At 71.1% G+C, this 19,992-nt stretch carries 19 protein-coding genes; 7 read left to right on the top strand and 12 right to left on the bottom strand.

The window, feature by feature from the left end; translation table 11 throughout:
• Positions 1 to 84: 84 nt before the first annotated feature.
• From ACWGDX_RS13640 to ACWGDX_RS13660, 5 genes are all read right to left on the bottom strand, one after another.
• The gene (locus tag ACWGDX_RS13640; protein ID WP_453625229.1) at positions 85 to 1,665 is read right to left on the bottom strand and encodes an ABC transporter substrate-binding protein; all 1,581 of its coding nucleotides are present in this window, start codon (positions 1,663 to 1,665) and stop codon (positions 85 to 87) included.
• A gap of 138 nt (positions 1,666 to 1,803) precedes the next feature.
• Complete coding sequence (locus tag ACWGDX_RS13645; RefSeq protein ID WP_453625231.1) at positions 1,804 to 2,583, bottom strand: SDR family oxidoreductase; 780 nt, start codon at positions 2,581 to 2,583, stop codon at positions 1,804 to 1,806.
• 57 nt (positions 2,584 to 2,640) lie between these two features.
• On the bottom strand, positions 2,641 to 3,402 hold the full coding sequence (gene fabG / locus ACWGDX_RS13650; RefSeq protein WP_453625233.1) for a 3-oxoacyl-ACP reductase FabG: 762 nt from the start codon (positions 3,400 to 3,402) through the stop codon (positions 2,641 to 2,643).
• A 178-nt stretch (positions 3,403 to 3,580) separates the two neighbouring features.
• Positions 3,581 to 3,964, bottom strand: coding sequence for a DUF3037 domain-containing protein (locus ACWGDX_RS13655; RefSeq protein ID WP_066955050.1), 384 nt, complete (start codon positions 3,962 to 3,964; stop codon positions 3,581 to 3,583).
• Positions 3,961 to 4,851, bottom strand: coding sequence for a HipA family kinase (locus ACWGDX_RS13660; RefSeq protein ID WP_453625235.1), 891 nt, complete (start codon positions 4,849 to 4,851; stop codon positions 3,961 to 3,963). The genes ACWGDX_RS13655 and ACWGDX_RS13660 overlap by 4 nt, the downstream gene beginning before the upstream one ends.
• A gap of 263 nt (positions 4,852 to 5,114) precedes the next feature.
• Between ACWGDX_RS13660 and ACWGDX_RS13665 the strand changes: the two genes are divergently transcribed.
• On the top strand, positions 5,115 to 6,032 hold the full coding sequence (locus ACWGDX_RS13665) for a hypothetical protein (RefSeq protein WP_453625237.1): 918 nt from the start codon (positions 5,115 to 5,117) through the stop codon (positions 6,030 to 6,032).
• Between the two features lie 133 nt (positions 6,033 to 6,165).
• On the opposite strand, the gene ACWGDX_RS13670 is transcribed toward ACWGDX_RS13665, so the two are convergent.
• Complete coding sequence (locus ACWGDX_RS13670; RefSeq protein WP_453625239.1) at positions 6,166 to 7,245, bottom strand: helix-turn-helix transcriptional regulator; 1,080 nt, start codon at positions 7,243 to 7,245, stop codon at positions 6,166 to 6,168.
• Positions 7,246 to 7,490: 245 nt separating this feature from the next.
• Here ACWGDX_RS13670 and ACWGDX_RS13675 point away from each other — a divergent pair, with 245 nt between their 5' ends.
• The 3 genes from ACWGDX_RS13675 to ACWGDX_RS13685 all read left to right on the top strand — a co-directional run bounded on the left by ACWGDX_RS13675 (position 7,491) and on the right by ACWGDX_RS13685 (position 11,807).
• Positions 7,491 to 8,558: a hypothetical protein gene (locus tag ACWGDX_RS13675; protein WP_453625241.1), complete on the top strand. Its 1,068-nt coding sequence runs from the start codon at positions 7,491 to 7,493 to the stop codon at positions 8,556 to 8,558.
• Between the two features lie 595 nt (positions 8,559 to 9,153).
• On the top strand, positions 9,154 to 11,235 hold the full coding sequence (locus tag ACWGDX_RS13680) for a prolyl oligopeptidase family serine peptidase (protein WP_453625243.1): 2,082 nt from the start codon (positions 9,154 to 9,156) through the stop codon (positions 11,233 to 11,235).
• A gap of 74 nt (positions 11,236 to 11,309) precedes the next feature.
• Positions 11,310 to 11,807 (top strand): Rieske (2Fe-2S) protein, encoded by a 498-nt coding sequence (locus ACWGDX_RS13685; protein ID WP_453625245.1) that lies wholly within the window; start codon positions 11,310 to 11,312, stop codon positions 11,805 to 11,807.
• Positions 11,808 to 11,868: 61 nt separating this feature from the next.
• On the opposite strand, the gene ACWGDX_RS13690 is transcribed toward ACWGDX_RS13685, so the two are convergent.
• Entirely contained in the window at positions 11,869 to 12,777 is a 909-nt protein-coding gene (locus ACWGDX_RS13690) for a LysR family transcriptional regulator (RefSeq protein WP_453625247.1), read from the bottom strand.
• A gap of 74 nt (positions 12,778 to 12,851) precedes the next feature.
• On the opposite strand from ACWGDX_RS13690, the gene ACWGDX_RS13695 reads away from it, so the two are divergent.
• Positions 12,852 to 13,919 carry a DMT family transporter gene (locus ACWGDX_RS13695; RefSeq protein WP_453625249.1) on the top strand — a complete coding sequence of 356 codons (1,068 nt, stop codon included), beginning with the start codon at positions 12,852 to 12,854 and terminating at the stop codon, positions 13,917 to 13,919.
• 42 nt (positions 13,920 to 13,961) lie between these two features.
• On the opposite strand, the gene ACWGDX_RS13700 is transcribed toward ACWGDX_RS13695, so the two are convergent.
• Positions 13,962 to 15,293 (bottom strand): aminotransferase class I/II-fold pyridoxal phosphate-dependent enzyme, encoded by a 1,332-nt coding sequence (locus ACWGDX_RS13700; protein WP_453625251.1) that lies wholly within the window; start codon positions 15,291 to 15,293, stop codon positions 13,962 to 13,964.
• Positions 15,294 to 15,328: 35 nt separating this feature from the next.
• Here ACWGDX_RS13700 and ACWGDX_RS13705 point away from each other — a divergent pair, with 35 nt between their 5' ends.
• Complete coding sequence (locus ACWGDX_RS13705; protein WP_453625253.1) at positions 15,329 to 16,027, top strand: pyridoxamine 5'-phosphate oxidase family protein; 699 nt, start codon at positions 15,329 to 15,331, stop codon at positions 16,025 to 16,027.
• Positions 16,028 to 16,177: 150 nt separating this feature from the next.
• Here the strand turns inward: ACWGDX_RS13705 and ACWGDX_RS13710 are convergent, their stop codons facing one another.
• The 3 genes from ACWGDX_RS13710 to ACWGDX_RS13720 all read right to left on the bottom strand — a co-directional run bounded on the left by ACWGDX_RS13710 (position 16,178) and on the right by ACWGDX_RS13720 (position 19,081).
• Positions 16,178 to 17,224 (bottom strand): DMT family transporter, encoded by a 1,047-nt coding sequence (locus ACWGDX_RS13710; protein WP_453625265.1) that lies wholly within the window; start codon positions 17,222 to 17,224, stop codon positions 16,178 to 16,180.
• A 218-nt stretch (positions 17,225 to 17,442) separates the two neighbouring features.
• A complete protein-coding gene (locus ACWGDX_RS13715) occupies positions 17,443 to 18,456 on the bottom strand; it encodes an EamA family transporter (protein ID WP_453625255.1) in 1,014 nt (337 codons plus the stop codon).
• 40 nt (positions 18,457 to 18,496) lie between these two features.
• A complete protein-coding gene (locus ACWGDX_RS13720; RefSeq protein ID WP_453625257.1) occupies positions 18,497 to 19,081 on the bottom strand; it encodes a Clp protease N-terminal domain-containing protein in 585 nt (194 codons plus the stop codon).
• A 342-nt stretch (positions 19,082 to 19,423) separates the two neighbouring features.
• Between ACWGDX_RS13720 and ACWGDX_RS13725 the strand changes: the two genes are divergently transcribed.
• Positions 19,424 to 19,618, top strand: coding sequence for a hypothetical protein (locus ACWGDX_RS13725; RefSeq protein ID WP_363081644.1), 195 nt, complete (start codon positions 19,424 to 19,426; stop codon positions 19,616 to 19,618).
• A 98-nt stretch (positions 19,619 to 19,716) separates the two neighbouring features.
• On the opposite strand, the gene ACWGDX_RS13730 is transcribed toward ACWGDX_RS13725, so the two are convergent.
• Positions 19,717 to 19,992 (bottom strand): IS30 family transposase (locus ACWGDX_RS13730; RefSeq protein WP_453625259.1); only part of this gene is annotated, 276 nt, incomplete at its 5' end.

Raw genomic sequence — 19,992 nt, forward strand, 5'->3', positions numbered from 1 at the left:
CCCGCCCCCGCCCCGGAGGCCGACCGGGGAGCCGGGGCGCCGGGGAGCCGCCCAGGCCCTGCCCGCCCGCCCGTCGGCGGCTCGCTACCAGCTCGCCTTGCGGTACAGCTCCCACATCTGCATCACCGTCTGCGGATCGAGCGCGCGCTCGCCGCCCGCGATGTCGTCCCTGGAGGCGACATACAGCTTGCCCTGCCAGAGCGGCAGCAGCCGTACGTCCGCCACGAAGATCTCCTGGGCCCGCGCGAAATGCCTGTTGACCGCCGCGCGGTCGCTCACCATGCGCGACTGGGGCAGCAGGGTCTGGGTGATCTCGGGACTCTCGTACGGCGTGCTCAGCGCGTTGTGCTTGCCCACGAAGGGGGCGATGAAGTTGTCCGGATCCGGGAAGTCGGGGAACCAGCCACGGCCGAAGACCGGGTACTGCCCCTTCTGGTAGCCCGCCTGGAACTGCTTCCACGGCTTGCCGTGCAAGGTGATCCTGAACAGTCCCGACGCTTCGAGCTGGCGCTTCAGCTCGCCGAACTCCGCCGCCGTGCCCGATCCGTACCGGTCCGTCGTGTACCAGAACGTGAGGGGTACGGGGGTCTCGATGCCCTGCTCCGCGAGAATGGCGCTCGCCTTGTCCGCATCGGGGTCGCCGTACTGGTCGAAGAAGCTGGTGGCGTGGCTCGCGATGCCCTTGGGGACCATCGAGTAGAGCGGCTCCGCCGTGCCCTGGTAGACCTTGGCGACCAGCGCGTCACGGTCCACGATCTGGGCGACCGCCTGCCGTACGGCGAGCTGCCCGGCGGCCGGGTCCGCGGGGTTGAACACCAGATAGCGGATGTCGGCGCCGACCGTCTCGACCAGTTGGAGGGCCTCGTTCTCCCGCTTCTTCTCCTCCAGTTCGACGACCTGCTCCGAGGTGAGACCGCGGTAGATGGTGTCGATCTCCTCCTTCTTCAGCGCGTCGAAGAGGGTGCCGGAGTCCTTGAAGTACTTGATCGTGACGCCGTTGTTCCTGCGGTCGGCGAACCCCGCGTACCGCTCGTTCCTGGTCAGCTCCGCGTGGTCGCCCGTGACGTACGAGGCGAGTTCGTACGGTCCCGAACCGCTGACCTTGCCGTCCTGTCTCAGCTTGCCCAGCGGGTACTCCGCCGGGTTCACGATGGACATGGCGGGTGTGGCCAGGATGAAGGGGAAGGTCGCGTCCGGTTTCTTCAGCCGGAAGACGACGGTGTCGTCGCCGCGTGTCTCCACCCGCTCCAGGGACTCCAGCAGACCGGCGGGACCACCCTGTACATTGATCTTCAGGATCCGGTCGAAGGAGTGCTTGACGGCCGCCGCGTCCAGCTTGCCGCCGTCCGAGAACGTCAGCCCCTCGCGCAGTGTGCAGCGGAAGACCTGGTTCGACGCGTCGGCGAACTCACAGTGCCGGGCGGCGTCGGGCTGGGGATACGAGCTGCCGGTGGGAAAGGCGACCAATGTCTGGAAGACGTTGCGGAACATCTCCCAGCCGTTGTCCCAGGACGCCGCGGGATCGAGCGTGGGTGGCTCACTGGTCGTACCGACGGTTATCTTCTGCGCCGCCTCCTCCTCGTCGTCCGAGAATAAGCCGCATCCCGCGAGAAGGGACATGGACGCGAGGGCCGCGGCGGCCTGCCGACTGGTCCGGTTGAACACTTCACACTCCTTGTTCAGCCATGGATCGGCAGACCATACCGCAGCGTTGGCCGAATCAATACGGTGATCCGGTGGGGCTTTTGGAGAGGTCGTCCGCGCCCCCTGTTCACCCGCGCGAGTGCGTGTCCGCTCCCGTGTTCACCCCACCCCGGCGTTGAGGAAGATCCCGCCGTCGACCACCAGGGTCTGACCGGTGATCCAGTCCGACTGGTCCGAGGTGAGGAACGCCGCGGCGCCCCCGATGTCCTCGGGCACCCCGAGCCGCCCCAGCGGATAGGCGGCGGCCACCTCGCTCTCCCTGCCCTCGTAGAGCGCCTGCGCGAACCGTGTCTTGACCACGGCGGGCGCGATCGCGTTGACGCGCACGGCCGGTGCGAACTCGTGCGCGAGCTGGAGGGTCAGATTGACCATCGCGGCCTTGCTCATGCCGTACGCGCCGATGAACGGCGACGCCGAGATCCCGGCGACCGACGCGATGTTCACGATCGCGCCGCCGTTCTCCCGCTGCCAGGCCCGCCAGGTGAGCTGGGCGAAGCCGAGCGCCGAGACGACATTCGTCTCGAACACCTTGCGGGCCACATTGAGGTCCAGCTCGGCCATCGGGCCGAAGACCGGGTTCGTACCGGCGTTGTTGACCAGATAGTCGACCCGGCCGAACGCCTCCATGACGCGCTCCACGGCGACCGCCTGGTGCGCTTCGTCATGCGCCTTGCCCGCCACCCCGATCGCCCGGTCGGACCCGAGCCGTTCCACCGCCTCCTTGAGCGCCTCCTCGCCACGGCCGGTGATGCACACCCGGTCGCCACGGGCGACGAACGCCTCGGCGACGCCGTATCCGATGCCCCGGCTCGCGCCCGTGATCAGCGCGACCTTGCCGCTGTCGGGCGCCTGCCGGCCCCGCTCCGTCCCGTCGGTCATATCCCTGCCTCCCTGCCCCGTCCCCATGTCCCTGTCCCATGTCCCCGCTCGCCCGGCTCAGTTGAGGGGTCCACCGGCCACATACATGACCTGGCCGGAGACAAAGCCCGCGTCGTCGCCCGCGAAGAAGGCGATGGCGTTCGCGACGTCCTCCGGCCTGCCCACGCGCTGGACGGGGATCTGGCTCGCGGCGGCGGCCTGGAAGTCCTCGAAGCCCATACCGACACGGGCGGCGGTCTGGGCCGTCATCTCGGTGACGATGAAGCCGGGAGCCACGGCGTTGGCCGTGACACCGAACTTGCCCAGTTCCTTGGCGAGGGTCTTGGTGAAGCCCTGGAGACCGGCCTTGACGGCGGCGTAGTTGGCCTGGCCCCGGTTGCCCAGCGCGGAGCTGGAGGAGAGGCTGACGATACGGCCGAACCCGGCGTCCACCATGTACTTCTGACAGGCGCGGGCCATCAGGAACGCGCCCTTGAGATGGACGTTCACCACGGTGTCCCAGTCGGACTCGCTCATCTTGAAGAGCAGATTGTCGCGGAGCACCCCCGCGTTGTTGACGAGGACCGTCGGCGGGCCCAGTTCGGCGGCGACCCGCGCGACGGCGGCCTCCACCTGCGCGCTGTCGGAGACGTCGCAGCCGACCGCGAGCGCGGTGCCGCCCGCCGCGGTGATCTTCCCGACGGTCTCCTTGCAGGCCGTCTCGTCCAGGTCGAGTACGGCGACGGCGCGGCCCTCCGCCGCCAGTCGCAGCGCGGTGGCGGCGCCGATGCCACGTGCCGCCCCGGTCACGATGGCTACGCGCTGCTCGGTGGTGGACATCCTCTGTTCTCCTCGCCTCGGGATCCGCGACTCTCAAGCCTGAGCGACCGCTTAGTCGCTTCGGCATTCGAGACGCTAGAAGGCACGGCACCCGGTGTCAACGTCCCATGGGACCGACAGAGGGACGGGAAACCGACGTCACACGGCCGCCGTGCCCGTCGGCGCGGGCCGCTCGGCGTCAGCGCACCAGCAGCTCCAGCAGCCGTTCCGCCTCGGCCCTCGGGTCCGCCGTCAGCCCGGTGTGTACAGGACCGGGCTGTACGACCGTCGAACGCGGCGCGATCAGCCAGCGGAACCGCCGGCCCGCGTCGTCCCCCGCGGCCTGCCCCGCCAGATCACCGCCGCGGCAGACGCTCTCGACCGCGTGCAGGGCGGCCCGTACCCCCACCACGTCGGCCCGCGGATCGAGGGCCGTCAGCTTGGCCTCGTCCAGATGGGTCCTGGCCGCGACATAGGACCGGGCACGGCAGTAGACGAGTACCCCCGCGTTGAAGCACTCACCGCGCTCGACGCGTGGCACCACACGCAGCAGCGCGTACTCGTAGACGTCCTTGTCGCTCACTGGCCGCCGTCCTTCTCGTTCTTCGACTGCTCGTCCGGCGTCCGCCGCGTCCGGGAGTGCGTGGTGCGCGCCGTGGGGTCCAGCCGGCCGGCCAGCCAGCCGGGCGCCCGCGAAGGACCGTCCGGCCTGGTGGGCGCGTCGAGGACGATCCGTTCATGGACCGTGGCGGCGCGCGCCAGCAGCGGCTCCACATAGGCGCGGCGCAGCGCGTCGGTCGAATCGAAGCCCGGCTCGTCGACCAGCCACTCGTCGGGTACGTCGGCGGCGATCCCGGTCAGCAGTTCCTCGGTGACCAGCGGCGCCAACTCGGCGGCGGCGGAGGCGAGATCAGGCGCGAAGGGCGCGAGCGCGTGGTCGGAGGCGTTGTACGGCTTCGCCGCCGAGGCCTCGGCACCGGGCCAGTTGTGGTGCCAGATCATGGTGGCGCCGTGGTCGATCAGCCACAAGTCACCGTGCCAGACAAGCATGTTGGGGTTGCGCCAGGAACGGTCGACGTTGTTGATGACGGCGTCGAACCAGAGGACCCGCCCGGCCTCCTCGGGACCCACCTGGTAAGCCAGCGGGTCGAAGCCGAGCGATCCCGGCAGATAGTCCATACCGAGATTCAGCCCACCGCTCGCCTTCAGCAGCTCCTGTACTTCCTGGTCCGGCTCCGAGAGTCCGATGACCGGGTCGAGCTGCATCCGCACCAGTGCGGGGACGCGCAGACCGAGCCTGCGCCCGAGTTCCCCGCAGATCACCTCCGCGACCAGGGTCTTCCTGCCCTGTCCCGCGCCGGTGAACTTCATGACATACGTACCGAGATCGTCGGCCTCGACGATCCCCGGAAGCGACCCGCCCTCACGCAACGGCGTGACATAGCGGGTTGCGGTCACCTCATTCAACACTTTCCCAGGCCACCTAAGTCTTCAGCCGTGCAATCCACGACCCCATAAGAGGGGCGGTGATCGCGGGCGAGGAGTGCCCGAGCCACCTCGCCAAGGTTACGACGGACTATCCGGCGCCCAGCATGATCAAGGCACAGCTGTGCCGCGGCACCTGGAAACCGCCCCCCGGGACCGGTTCCAAGAATCCCCAGATTTCCGGGATGGTACCGGGGCGGCGACGGACCCGATCATGAGCGCATCCCCCCAGAACCCATGGAGATGCCGTGTCCCGATACAGATCGCGTCCGTTCCGACTGCTGGCCGCCGTGCTGGCCGCCTCGGCCCTGGCCGTGGTGCCGGTTGTCACCACCACCCCCGCCGCCGCGGCGACCGGCTGCCCGCCGAGGCCCAATCCGCCGAAGTTCCCGTCCCCGACGGACCCGGCTCCTGAGGCGCCCAGACCTCCGCAGATGACCATGGAGGAGACCAAGGCATACGTCGCCGGACACCACAGTGCGAACGGTGTGAAGGGCGACCCGCACGTCTACATCAGCGCCCAGGGCCACCCCACCGTCGGCGTCGGGTTCAACCTCGACCGCCCGGACGCCCCGGCCCTGCTCGCCGCCGTGGGCGCCGACTACAACGCGGTGCGCAACGGCAGCCAGAACCTCACCTCGTTCCAGATCATCACGCTCTTCGAGGCCGACTTCAACGCGGCGATCACCACGCTCAAGGAGATCTTCCCCGATCTGTGGTACACGCTGCTGCCGAACCGCAGAGCTGTCCTGATCGACATGGTGTACAGCATGGGCGCCACCGACTTCTCCTACGCCACCCTGTTCATCGCCGCCGTCAGGGCGGACACCTGGCCGCTGGCGAATCAGGCGCTGCTGAAGACCGCCTACGCCGCCCAGTTCAAGACCCAGGCGTCCGAGAACGCGGATATCCTCCGTGAGGGCGCGAACTGCAAGGCCCCCGCGTCGGTGCCCGCACACGCCCCCACAGGCGGCGGCAACGGCAGCACGGCCTACGGGGACGGCACCCTGGTGAGCCTGCCGGGCGACACGGGCAGCGGCGGCGGAGCCGACGGAGGCGGCGGCATCAAGTCGTACCAGGGCATCACCCTCTGCAGCATCCAGACCTTCAGCGTCTACTACGAGGATCACTGGGTCTCCACCACCATCATCGACTGCGGCCCGTAAGCGCGCACCGAACGGAGCACGGGGGCACGGGGGCGGAGCCGAGGCGCTCCGCCCCCGCCGCCGTGTGGCGACCGGAGCCGGGTGTCGCGGAGCGGCGGTGTCCCGGAGGCCGGGGAGGACGTCCGGCTCGGGATCAGTGCCAGATCTCCGGTACCTGCGAGGCGACGAGGCGGGCCACGAAGTCGCGCCGGCTGCGGACCCCCGCCTTGGTGAACACCGACTTGAGGTGGTCCTGCACGGTCAGTGGGGTCAGGGACAGCACCCGGGCGATCTCCCGGGTGTCACTGCCCCGCAGAACCTGCACGGCCACCTCGCGTTCGCGGACGGTCAGTCCGTACGTGGCGAACACCACGGGCATGACGTCGGCCGCGCTCGCCGGGGTGATCACCACCGCCGCCATGTGGTCGGCGGCGCTGCCCATGATCGAGGTGCTGAGCACGAACCACTCCCCCGCGTGCGTACGGACCCGCAACCGCGGCGGCACACCCGCCGCGGCCTTCGCCGCCCTGGCCTGCTCCACAGCCATCAGCAGCGCGGTCGGTACCTCGAAGACCCCCACCGCGTCGTCGGCGATCTCCTTGAGCAGCACCTCGGCCCGATCGTCGGCGCGCACCACCCGGTTGCGGGAGTCCAGGAGCAGTACCGCCAGCGGGTGCTCGCCCGCCGCCGAACCTACGGCCACGGCACGCATCTGGCTGCGCCGCAGGGCCACACCGAGGAGGCGGGCCGCGCGCTGGGCGAACGCCACCTCACCGGAGCGGTAGGCGCCCCGGTCCGGGGCGCGCATGAAGGCGGCGCAGCCCCAGGAGGCGCCCGCGGCGTCGAACAGGGCCCGCAGTTCGTCACCGAACCCGGCCGGGGCTATCTGCTCGCGGAAGCGCCGGCTCGTACCCGGGCGGCCCAGCGTTGCCCGGCTGAGCGATTCGGCCGTGCGGCCGCCGCGCCTCAGATCGGCGAACTGGGAAACGTCCTCGGTCCAGATCTCCAGCTCCACCGCCTGCCGGAAATCCTCCAGCCGCAGATCGTCGGTGAGCACCGAGGTGACCAGACCGGTCGCGGGGTCGGTGCCGTGCCAGCACACCCCGTCGTACCCCAGAGCCCCGCGCAGCACCTCGTCGGCCCTCCGGAAGATCTGCCCGGCGCTCAGCGGCAGACCAGCCAGCTCCCGCAACTCGGCGAGCGCGTGGCGCCGCTGGTCCTTCTGTGAAGTCATGGCCAGAGCTTAGGAAGCAAGATCGCGTTCCGGAAGATCTTCACCTTCCTCGCCGAGCCGCCTTGAACCAAGTGGGGAAGGCGGTGACTCGGCCGCGAACGCGGGGCCTGAAGCCGTATGCCCGGCCTGGGAGTTCAATGCACCTGTCATGCTCCGGAACTGCTCCGGAACCGATCCGGATGAACGAGTCGGTGCACATCGCGTCAGCACCGGGTCTGTCAGTGGTTGTTGGCAGGATCGCCGGTATGGTCTTCGTACGTACCACTCCACCGCGGCCTGTCGACGTCATCGCGGTCTTTCCCGAGCTGGCGCCGTTGGCGCGAGCCGCGATTCGGCTGCACCCTCGTGCCGGGTCGCCTTCGGTGCGGGACAGCTCGGTCGGAGGACCGTTGCTGTGGCCGGCCGAGGAGCCGTGGCCGCACTGCGAAAGCTCGCACCCGGGCAGCGGAGTGTGCCAGTCACCGGCGGAAGTGCGGCTCAAGAGGCTCACGCGGGCCCGGCTGCACCGTGATCCCCGTGGTCCTCAGTACACGCCCGAGGAGGCCGCGATCAGGGAGCGCAACGACGCGATGTTCATGGAGCGACTCGAGGCCGGCCCTCCGTGGCCCGCGGAGTCGCCGGTCCCCATGCTGCCGGTGGCCCAGCTGTATGTGCGCGACGTACCCCTGTTGCGGCCACCCGGACAGGCGGACCTGCTCCAGGTGCTGTGGTGCCCTTACGACCACAAACCGCACGCCAAGCCGTCGACCGCACTGTTCTGGCGGTCCGCCACGGAGGTGGGCGATGTCCTCGCCGTGCCGCCGGAACCGTACGAGGCGGACTGGGAAGGCTATGTGCCGGAGCCGTGTCTGCTGGCACCGGAACAGATCACCGAGTACCCCAACCGCCTCGATCTGAGCGCGGAGATGCGGCAGGGACTGGAGGACTGGAGCATATGGCAAGCAGCCGACGTCGGCGTGGACAGCTCGTACGCGGACTATCCGGAGGAGTTCTATGACTGTGAGCTGGCTTACGCTCCCGGCTGGAAGGTCGGCGGCTGGCCCCCGTGGGGCCGCACCGACCCGTATCCTCGGTTCTGCGCCGTCTGCGACGCTCGGATGGTCCCGTTGCTGACCATCGCCTCATTCGAGTGGGACGGCGGTACGCGCGGCTGGGCACCGTACGAGGATCAAGCCGCCGCGTTCTCCGCCGGTCACATCGCTGGCCAGAACCCGGCGCAGCCGACCGCGGTCGAAGTCGGCAGCACCGACAATCTGCAGCTCTATGTCTGCCCGGCGTCTCCGGAGCATCCGCACACCGACCTGATCCAGTGAGCTGTCGCCCAACTGCGGGCGGGGGCGGGGGCGCGGGCGGGGGCGCGTCGGCGTCGCTGGGCCACCGGCGTCTTCGTCCAGGGGATGCGGTGTCCATGGGATGCGGTGCGGGTCGGACCGCTGCCGCATCCCATGGATGACTGGTCAGTCGAAGAGTCCTTCGACGGCCTCTTCGGCGATTTCGCCGCCGATCTCCTCGGCCGTCTCTTCCGCGATCTCCTCGATGATTTCCCCGAAGATGTCGTCCATATGTCGCATCCCTTCTTGTCGGCATGACTGACCCGCGGCGCACGTGAGGTGGCCGCGGGGGCGTGGGCATCCTTTCAACTGCCGCTCCTGGAAGCGAGTTCCCAGAAAATCTTCCGAGTTCGACGGCGACCAGGTCCGCCGGAGCGGCGGCACGCCGGCTGAGGCCGGACCGGGCTCCGGCACCTCCTGGGTCTCTCGGAGATCCCGCGTAACGCCGGCGTGGGAAGACGGCCAACGACCACCGGCGGGCAGAGCACGCCAGCGGTCACACGCTTCCCCCGCACCGCACCGCACCGCACCACCCCGCTCCACCCCACCCCTACAGAACAGGAAGATCACACCGATCATGCAACCCGCACAGTCCACGCGGACCGTGGAAGTCAACGCGTTCCCCCGTCAGTTCGCCCGTACCCGGCGCTTCACGCTCGGTGTCCCCCGCCGGTTCACGGTCTCCCCGGACGGCGAGCGCGTGCTGTTCGTACGGTCCGTCTCCGGCGTCGATCCGCGCACACCTCTGTGGCTGTACGAGAACGGCGAGGAACGGATGCTCGCCGACCCGGCAACGCTCAGCGAGACCGCCACGGCGGTGGTGGCGTACGCCACCGACCGCGAGGCGCGCGTGGTGGCGTTCGCGCTGGGAGGCGCGCTCTGGGTGGTACGAACGGACGGTGGCACGCCCCGGCGTATCCCCACCGCCGGACCGGTGACCGACCCGCGCCCCTCCCCGGACGGAACCCTGATCGCCTATGTGACCGGGGGCGCCCTCCGTCTCGTACGGACCGACGGCGGCCAGGACCGGCCGCTCGCCGAACCCGAGGCGCCCGAGGTGACCTACGGTCTGGCCGACCACACCGCCGTGGAGTCCATCGGCAGATCGCGCGGCTACTGGTGGTCGCCCTCGGGCGACGCACTCCTCGTGGCCCGGGTCGACACCTCGATGGTGGCGCGCTGGTACATCGGCGATCCGTCCGACCCCGCCCGGCCGCCCCGCGCGATCCCCTATCCGGCGGCGGGCACGGCCAACGCGCGGACAGCGCTGCGTGTTGTCACGGTCGGGGGCGGCCACACACCGGTCCTGCTCCCCGAACGGGCACCCGAGGAGGAGGCGCCGAAGGGGCTCTGGCAGGACCTCGCCTTCGAGTACGTGGTGAGCGCGGAGTGGGAAGGCGTCGGCCCGGTGATCAGCCTCCAGACCCGGGACCAGCGCACGGTGTGGATCCTGCGCGCGGATCCGGCGACCGGAGCCGTCGAACCGCTGTCCCGCCACACCGACACCCACTGGGTGGAGTTCCCGGCGGGAGCGCCGCTGCACACCGCGTCCGGCGTGCCGGTCCTGCCGTACGTACACGGCGACGCCCGCTCGATCCGGATCGGCGGGGTCCCCGCCCCGGCCGGACTCCATGTCCGTGAGGTGCTCGGCGCGGCCGGCGAACAGGTCTGGTTCACCGCGAGCGAGGAGCCGACCGAGGTCCATGTGTGGTCGTACGGACCGGAGCGCGGCTTCATCAGGGTGACCGGCGAGCCCGGTGTGCACCGGGCCACCGCCGGGGGTGACACGCTCGTCCTCGACAGCGCGACCCCGGACGGCCGGCGGGTGACGGTGCTGCGTGGCGGCGAGCCCGCCGGCCGGATCGCGGTCCTCGCCGAAGAGCCCCTGGTCACCCCCCGGCCGCTCCATCTCGTGCTGGGCGAGCGGGAATTGCGCACCCGGCTCCATCTGCCGTCCTGGTACGAGACGGGCTCGGGCGGACTGCCGGTGCTGCTCAGCCCGTACTCCGGACCCGGTATGCAGGTCGTCACGCGGGCGAGCGCCTGGTACACCGCCGTGTGCCAGTGGTTCGCCGAGCAGGGCTTCGCGGTGCTGGCCACCGATGGGCGCGGCACTCCGGGGCGCGGGGTGGAGTGGCAGCGCGCCATCGCAGGTGACCGGCTGACGCCCGTCCTGACGGACCAGATCGACGCGCTGCACGCGGCGGCCGAGCGGTACGACGCCCTGGATCTGGCGCGGGTCGGGATCCGTGGCTGGTCGTTCAGCGGCTATCTGGCGGCGGGCGCCGTGCTGCACCGGCCCGATGTGTTCCACGCCGCGGTCGCGGGCGCGCCCCCGGCCGACCGGCGGTTGTACGACACGTACTGGGAGGAGCGCTACCTCGGCCATCCGGACGTCCAGTCCGACGCGTACGAGCGCTGCTCACTGCCCCCGTACGCCGAACGGCTGACCCGTCCACTGCTGCTCGTCCATGGACTCGCCGACGACAATGTGGTCCCGGCACATACGCTCCGTCTCTCGGCGGCCCTGCTCGCGGCGGGCCGGCCGCACTCCGTACTGCCGCTGCCCGGTACGGGCCATCTCGTGGTCGAGGAGGGTGTGGCGGACCGGCTGCTCCTGCGGGAGCTCGACTTCTTCAGAAAGTCTCTGGGTGCTTGAACATCACAGTATTCGTGTGCGTATCTCCCGGTGAACCGGCCGATCGAGAGCCGGCCGTCGGAACGGAGCTGGGTATGACCGCATGGCAGGGGTCCGCACGGATCGTGACGCGGAGGACCGTGGTCGCCGCGGCCGGAGCGGCGGGGCTGGGCGCGGCGCTCGTCGCGTGCGGCGATTCGGACAGCACGTCTTCGGACAGCGCGCCGGGGTCGGACCCGGCCGCCGACTCGCCCGCGGGCGGGGATCCGGCGGCGGGCGGGGACAGCGCGGACGGCGCCGGCGGGGGTGATGTCCTCGCGAAGACCACCGACATCCCGGAGGGCGGCGGAATGGTCTTCGCCGACAAGGGTGTGGTGGTCACCCAGCCCGCGGCGGGGGAGTTCAAGGCCTTCTCGTCCAAGTGCACACACCAGGGCTGTGCCGTGAAGGACATCTCCGACGGAGTCATCCACTGCCCGTGCCACGGCAGCCAGTTCAGTGTGACCGACGGCAGTGTGAAGTCCGGGCCCGCGACGCAGCCGCTGCCCGCCGCGTCGATCACGGTCACCGGCGACTCGATCACACTCGCCTGACGGAGGACCACAGGACCGGCGGCCGGCGGGCCCCACTCCTCGTCGGCAGGGAGTGGGCCCGTCAGCCGCCGTCCACCATCCGTGCCGCTTCGCACAAGGCCTCGACGGCCGCCCTGATCGAAGGGCGGCGATCCGCGTCGATCCGCCACACGGCGTGGATATGGCGGCGCATCTTCTGCCGTACGGGAACGATCGCGACCCCCTCGGGGACGACCCCGCGCCCCAGTCTCGGCGCGACACACACTCCCAGTCCGGCCGCGATCAGGGCGAGCTGGGTGTGGTACTCCCCCGCGAGATGCGCGATCCGCGGCTCGAACCCCTTCGAGCGGAGTGTGAACATCAGCCAGTCGTGGCAGAACTCGCCCTCCGGCCAGGACACCCAGTCGTCGTCCGCGAACTCCTCCAGATCCACTTCCTCGCGCCCCGCGAGCGGATGGTCCACGGGCATGGCCACATCGGCCGCGTCGTCGAGGAGATGGGCGGTGGCCAGACCGCCCGGCACGGGCAGCCGTTTGTTGCTCCAGTCCAGCACCACACCGAGATCGAGATCGCCCCTGATCACTCCCCGGATCCCGGCCTCGGGCTCCAGCTCGCGCGAGCGGACCCGCAGTTCGGGATGGCCCTCGCGCAGGGCGCGGATCGCCGCCGGGAAGAGCCCCCGGGCCGCTGTCGGGAAGGCCGAGATCCGCACCTCCCCCACCACCCGGCCGCGCTGGGCCTCGATGTCCGACTGTGCCACCTCGACCTGGGAGAGGATGCGCGCCGCGTGATCGGCGAGCAGCCGTCCCGCGTCGGTGAGCCGCACGCCGCGCCCGTTTCTGGCCAGGAGCTGCTGGCCCACCTCGCGCTCCAGTTTGGCCATCTGCTGGGAGACGGCCGAGGTCGTGACATGCAGCCCCTCGGCGGCGCCGCTCACCGAGCCGTGGCGGGCCAGGGCATCCAGGGTCCGTAGCCGCTCCAGATTCAACATGTAAGCGATACTAACCAGAAGGGTGGACACAATCTCGCTTGTTCTACGAGATGGACCACGACATCGTGTGCGCTATGAGCACCGCCACCCCGCCGCGCCCCGGCCCGTCCTCCGCCACGGCCACCCCGTCCACACCTTCCTCGCCGTCCGCGCCTCTCTCCCCGTCCGCGCCCTCCTCCGCGTCCGCGCCCTCAACGCCTTCGACACCGGCCCGGCCCCGTACCCGCCTCGCCTTCGACTGGCGTGTCAAGTTCGTGGCGCTCGCGGTCATCTGGGGCTTCAGCTTTCTGCTGATCAAGGTCGGCACCCATGGCTTCGCGCCGTTCCAGGTCACCTTCGGCCGACTGCTCTTCGGTACGGCGGTACTGGCCGTCGCGATGGGCGTCAAGCGCGAACGGCTCCCCCGGGGACGGCGCACCTGGGTCCATCTCACCGTCGCGGCCTTCCTCCTCAACGCCCTGCCGTTCTCGCTGTTCGCCTACGCCGAGCTGACGATCCCCTCGACACTCGCGGGCATCTGCAACGCCACCTCGCCGCTGTGGGGCATGGCGCTCTCCCTGGTCGCCCTCTCCGAGGACCGCCCCACCCGCCGCCGGGTCGCCGGCCTCGGTCTGGGTTTCCTCGGCGTGCTGACCGTACTGGGCGCCTGGCAGGGCTTCTCCGGTCTCGACCTCACAGGTACGGCGATGGCCCTGCTCGCCTCGCTGAGCTATCCGGTCGGCTGGATCTACGTACGCCGTACCCTGGCGGGCAGCAGCAGTTCCCATCTCTCCCTGACCGGTGCGCAGCTCCTGATCGCCACAGCGCAACTGGCCCTGGTCACACCGCTGTTCACCACACTGCCGACCTCGTTCCCGGCGCTCCCGCTGCTCTCCGTGTTCATACTCGGCGCGCTGGGCACCGGTCTGGCGATCCTGCTCCAGTACGGGGTGGTCGCCGAGGTCGGACCGACGACCGGCACGATGGTCACCTACTTCATCCCGGTCATCGCCACCGCGGCCGGAGTCACGCTCCTCGATGAGGAACTGACCTGGAACACCCCCGTCGGCGCTCTGATCATCCTCGCCGGGGCCGCGCTCACCCAGAGCCGGGCCAGGAAGTCCCCGGGCGGTCGGCCGAAGTCCGCGAGCGATCGGCCATAGGTGTGCGGTGATGTGCGGGTGGTCCCGTGGCTCCGCGCGCGGTCAGCCGTAGCTGCGCGCGGGCGCGGGTCCCGCCGCCGAGGCCAGCGCGTCGGCGACAGGACCGATGTCCTCGTCCGTCAGGGACGACACCGTCAGCCGTACGCCCGGCGGCGCCGCCATCCGAAAGCGGGCCCCGGGCGCGACCGCCCAGCCCATGTGCAGCAGCCGCGCCACCGCGCCGGTCTCGTCGGCCACCGGCACCCAGACATTCATCCCGCTGCGGCCGTGCGCCCCGACTCCCCGTTCCGCCAGGGCCGTGACGAGCGCGTCCCGGCGCAGCCCGTACGACCTGGCCACCACCCGCGCGTCCACGGCTCCCGAGGTCCACAGATGGACGACGGCCCGCTGGAGGAGCCGGCTCACCCAGCCGGGGCCGAGCCGCTGCCGGCCCAGCACCCGGTCCACGGTCTCCGCGTCGCCGGTCAGCACCGCGAGCCGCAGATCGGGCCCGTACGCCTTGGCCGTGGACCGTACGAGCACCCAGCTCTCCGTGGCCCCGGCAAGCGGATACAGGGGCACGTCCACGATGCGGTGGCCGTGGTCGTCCTCGATGAGCAGCACCTCGGGACGGGCCGCGAGCAGGGCGCGCAGTTCCTCCGCGCGGGCCGCGCCCACCACGGCGCCCGTCGGATTCTGCGCGCGGTCGGTGATCACGACCGCCCGGACCCCGGCCCGCAGCGCGCGGTCCAGATCGGCGGGGAGCGGTCCGTCGTCGTCCAGCCCCACCGGTACGGGCCGCAGTCCGAGCGCCGGTACGAGATCCAGCAGACTGCCCCAGCCCGGATCCTCGACGGCGACCGCGTCACCCGGCCGCAGCCGGGCGGCCAGCACCCGCTCGATCGCGTCCAGCGACCCCGAGGTGACGGCGACGGGCCCGGCGGGCACCCCGTCGGCGTCGAGATCCGCGCGGGCCAGCCGCGCGAACTCCGCGTCCATGGGCGGCTGTCCGTACAGCCCCGGCTCCCGCGCGTCATGGCGCGCGGCGGCGGCGAGAGCGTCGTGCAGGGACGGCAGGAGGGCCGGATCGGGATTGCCCTCCGACACATCCCGTACGCCCGGAGGCGCGTCGACCCTGATCGATCCACGGGCCGTACTGGCCGGGCGCGGTCGCACCCGGCTGCCCCGCCGCCCCGCGGTCTCGATCACCCCGCGCTCGCGCAAGGTGCGGTAGGCCGCCGCGACGGTGTTGGGGTTGACCCCGAGCCGTGCCGCCAGCTCCCGCAGCGGGGGGAGCAGCTGACCTGGAGTCAGCTCACCCGCGCCGACCGCGCGCTCCACGCTCGCGGAAATCTCCGCCGCGCCCCGACCCGTAATCCGATACTCTCCTAGCACAAAGCATACTATGCACTAGTGCAATGGAGGACGCAATGACGGAGACCGCGCCACCGAGCGCCCCCGCCGCCTACCGGCCCACCGCACGGACCGTCCCGACCCGGGCCAGGGAGCGGGCGGCGTACGACCATGAGCTGGTGCACGCCATCCTCGACGAGGCGTATATCTGCCATCTCGGTTTTGTACGCGACGGAGCACCGGTCGTCCTTCCGACGCTCTACGGCCGGGTGGGCGAGCGGCTGTACGTCCATGGCTCGACCGGCTCGCGCCCGCTGCGTATGGCGGGCGGTACGGACTCGGGGCGTACGGAGGCTCCCGGGCTGGCGGTCTGTCTGACCGTCACCCATGTCGACGGTCTGGTCCTGGCCCGCTCCGCCTTCCACCACTCGATCAACTACCGCTCCGTCGTGGTCCATGGCATCGCCCGCCAGGTGACCGACGCCGAGGAGCGCCGCGCCGCCCTCGACGCGATCGTCGACCATGTCGTGCCCGGCCGCTCGTACGACTCGCGCCCCGCCAACGACCGTGAGCTGGCCGCGACCGCCGTGATCCGCCTCGATCTCGACGAGGTCTCCGCCAAGGTCCGTACCGGCGGCCCCAATGACGACCCCGAGGACGCCGGACTGCCGCACTGGGCCGGGGTGGTGCCCCTGGCGCGCGGCTACGGCGCTCCGGTGCCGGCCGACGATCTCGACCCGGCCGTCGCCCTGCCCGACTATCTCTCCGTGCTCTGAGGTATCACTCCGTGCGCTGAGGCCGCTCCGTACCGCGTGCTCGGAGGGCCCCTCCGTACCGCGAGCCGTTCTCCGGCGCGGAGGCGCCCTCCCGCACGACGGGGACGCGGATCACGGGCATCAGATCCGCGCCCCCGCCGTCGTCCGGCGTCAGACCAGCGCCGCCGCGGCCCTGCGCCGGACGGCCGCGGTCCTGGCCTCCGCCAGCGCGAGCCCCGCCACCGCCGCGAGCAGCAGCAGCGTGCCCGCCACGGTGGCGGCGGTCAGCCGCTCATCGAGCAGGACGACCGCGATCACCGCCGCGCTCACCGGCTCCAGCAGCATGATCACGGAGACGGTCGCGGCACGCACCACCGCGGCCCCCGCGAAGTAGAGGGCGTAGGCGAGCGCCGTGGGCACGGCCGCGATGTACACCAGCAGCCAGATCACCCGCACCGGTTCCGCGGTGTGCGGCACCAGCCCCTCGCCCACGGCGAGCGGCAGCAGCAGGACCGAGCCGATGGCGAAGGCCCAGGCGGTGGTGGTCATGGCGTCGGCTCCGCCGCCGTCCCGCCCGAGCCGCCGGGTGAGAAGGGTGATCCCCGCGTATCCGGCCGCCGACAGGATCGCCAGCGCCACCCCGGCGGGGCGTACGGCGCCGCTCTCCCCGCCCAGTACGAGCACTCCGAGACCGGCCAGCGCGCCGGTCACCGCGATCAGACCGCCACCGCCGAGCCGCTCCCCCATCGTGAAGCGCGCGCCGAGCGCGATGAGCACGGGACCCGCGCCGAGGGTGACCACCGTGCCGACCGCGAGACCGGTCGCCTCGACGGCGGCGAAATAAGCGCTCTGGAAGACGGTCAGACCGACGCCCGTCGCGACGGTACGGAGCAGCCGCCGTCGCGGTGACTCCGCAGGCAGCGCTGGCTCCACAGGCAGCACTGACTCTGCGGACAGCGCTGGCTCCGCAGGCGGCAGCGACTCCGCGGACACGGGCTCACGCCACCGCCACCGCCGCAGCGCGAGCGCGCCGAGCAGCAGGACGAGCCCTCCCGCGGAGCGCCAGAAGGAGAGCGCGAGAGGGCCGAGATCGCTGCTCCGGTAGACCAGTGAGCCGGCGGCTCCGGCGGTCCCCCAGGCGATCCCGGCGATGATCAGAAAGAACAGGCCCCGCCCGACGGGCAAGCCGGAACCGGGCCCGCCGGAACCGGCGGGCATGCCGGAAGCGGGCGCGGAAGAAGGAATCGACACGTGACGTCTCCGTGTGAAGAACGGGTGGATGGTCGCTCGGCTCCGTCACGCGGGCAGCGACGAACCGCACGGGAACCAGTGGCTGTCCGGCGGACAGCCCTGCCCCGGCCCGGTCTTCGTCAGCGGATGGCCGCCCGCGCTAAGCGGCGGGAGGCGGCAGTACGGTCGAATGCATGATCGGCACCCTATGGTGTGGTGCGCTCGGCGGACAACCGCGTCTCGCCCACGGGCGTCTTCGCCGTCCGCTCCCCGCCGGGTCCGCCCGCCACCGGTCCCGACGGCGTACTCGGCGCCATCGGTGTCGTCGACTGCGCGATGAAGGCACCGACGAGCACGACGGCGCCGCCGACGATCTGCGGTGCCGAGAGATGCTCCCGCAGCAGCACCCACGCCAGTACGGTCGCGACGACCGCCTCCAGACAGGCGACCACGCCCGCCACCTGCGGGGAGAGTCTGCGCACCGAGACGACACCGGTCACATAGGCGAGCACGGTCGCGATCAGCACGATCCAGCCCAGCAGCAGACCGGCGGACACCTGGGAGCCGCCCATGTCGGCACTCCCGCCGAGCACGGACCAGTCCATGTCCCAGGGGCGGGCGAGGACGGTCAGTACGACGGCGCCGACGAGGAGCCCGTACGCGATCACACCCAGCGGGTCCGGCGCGTCCTCACCACCGCTGCCCTGGTCGGCCAGGATGAAGTAGAACGCCTGGCAGCAGGCGGCGCCGAGCCCGAGCGTCAACCCGACCGGGTCGACACTCAGCCCGGCCCAGACCTCGACCACACAGGCGAGTCCGCCCACCGCGAGCACCACGCCCGCGGCGGCGGCGCGGGTGACATGCCGGCGCTGGACGAAGCGCACCCAGAGCAGGACGATCACCGGCCCGAAGTACTCGATCAGCAGCGCGACCCCGACGGGCAGACGGGAGATCGAGGCGAAGTAGAAGGCCTGCACGCCGGCCACCGCGAAGAGACCGAAGCCGGCGAGCAGCGCGGGCCTGCGCAGCAGCAGGGCACGGTGGCGCCAGGCGAGCGGCAGCATGACCACCGCGGCGCCGGTCACCCGTAGCCAGACCACATGGAGCGGGTCGAGCCCCGCTTCGATGAGCGGCTTGGCCGCGACTCCCGAACCGCCGAACGCGAACGCCGACGCCAGGGCGATGCCCAGGCCGACGCTCCTCCCCTGAGACGCATGCATGGCGTCATCATGACAGGTGGCGTCAGGAGCGACACCCTTGTCACACCTGTCGAGCGCCCTCCCCCCGCTCCCGGGACAGCCGTCCGGCCAGCGACTCCGCGTCCACCCCCGCCCGTACGAGCACATCGACCGCCCGGCACTCGCGGTCCGAGACGAGCACGGCGAGCAGATCGAGCCCGCGGGCGCGCGGTTCGCCGTGGCGGGCGGCACGTTCCAGCGCGCGCCGCATGGCGGTGACGGCCTGGGGCGACCAGCCGCTCATGGCCCGCTCCCGCACCACGGGTACGGCGCCCGAGTCCTCCACGGACCGCTGCCAGCGCAGTCCGTAGCCGATACTGCGCTGGACGAGATAACCGAGCACCTTGACCACCTGGTCACCGCTGTCGAACGCCGCCTGCACCTCGGGGTCCGCCTCCAGCAGCGAGTGCAGCAGATGAGCCGTGTCGATCTGCGCGTCACCGTCGCGCAGCGCCCTGCGGCGCGATCCCGCGAGGGCGGCGACCAGTTCCGCCGTGAGCCGGGCCTCGGCCGCGGCACGTCTCCGCTCGGCGCCGGCACGCGCCGGCGCGCTGTGGGCTCGGGTCGGTGCGGTCTGGTCCGGCACCCGCGGAGGAGGGCTTTGCACCCTCCTACCCCATCAGTCCCCTCCGCGCCCGACATCCCCGGTGGGGAGCATTTCCGCGTCCCACCGGAGTTGGGTGCGCCCGGTCGGGTTCTCCTCCTTACGTAGGAGATCGCGGCCCTCTCTCCCCCAGGGGACTCGCGCCGCCTTGCCTTCCCGACGCGCTTTCCCGACCCTGCCGTCCTTCACCGCCGCCGATCACCGCTGTCCTTCACCGCGGTCCTTCACCCGCCCTCCCCCGTCTCCCCCCGCCTTCCCCCTGTCCGTGCGCAACCGTCATGGAGCACCCTCGCGTCCGACACGTACGGACGCGCCATCACCGCGGCGGCCAGGAGGAGAGTCTCGTTGTACTGGATGGTCGCCCTGCTCGCCGTGGACGGGCGACAGTACGTCTACCGCGTGTACGCGCCGCCCGACGCGCTGCGCGGGGACATCTTCTGGGCGGCGTTCCACTGCCATGACGAGGGACCGTATCCGCGGGCCTCCGACTGGTTCGACTCGGCGGTGTTCTGGCGGCTCGGCTCGACCGACCGGGTCTGACGCCCCGGCCTGACGCCCCGGGCTGACGGCCGGACACGGGCACGCGCATGGGCCCCGCGGCCGGAGGCGAATTCCAGGGGCCGTTGCAACACAGGTGATCAACTGGCTGTGGCCAGGAGCTTAGCGAGACGCTCGGCTGGGGTTTCCCAGTCGAGCGTTTTGCGTGGGCGGCTGTTGAGTTCGGCGGCGACGGCGTTCAGGTGCTCGCGGGTGTGGACGGACAGGTCGGTGCCCTTGGGGAAGTACTGCCGTAGCAGGCCGTTGGTGTTCTCGTTCGAGCCGCGCTGCCAGGGGCTGGCCGGATCACAGAAGTAGACCGGGACGCCGGTGGAGATGGTGAAGGCGTGGTGGGCGCCCATTTCGGCGCCCTGGTC

It is taken from the genome of Streptomyces sp. NPDC055025 (genome assembly GCF_053608565.1).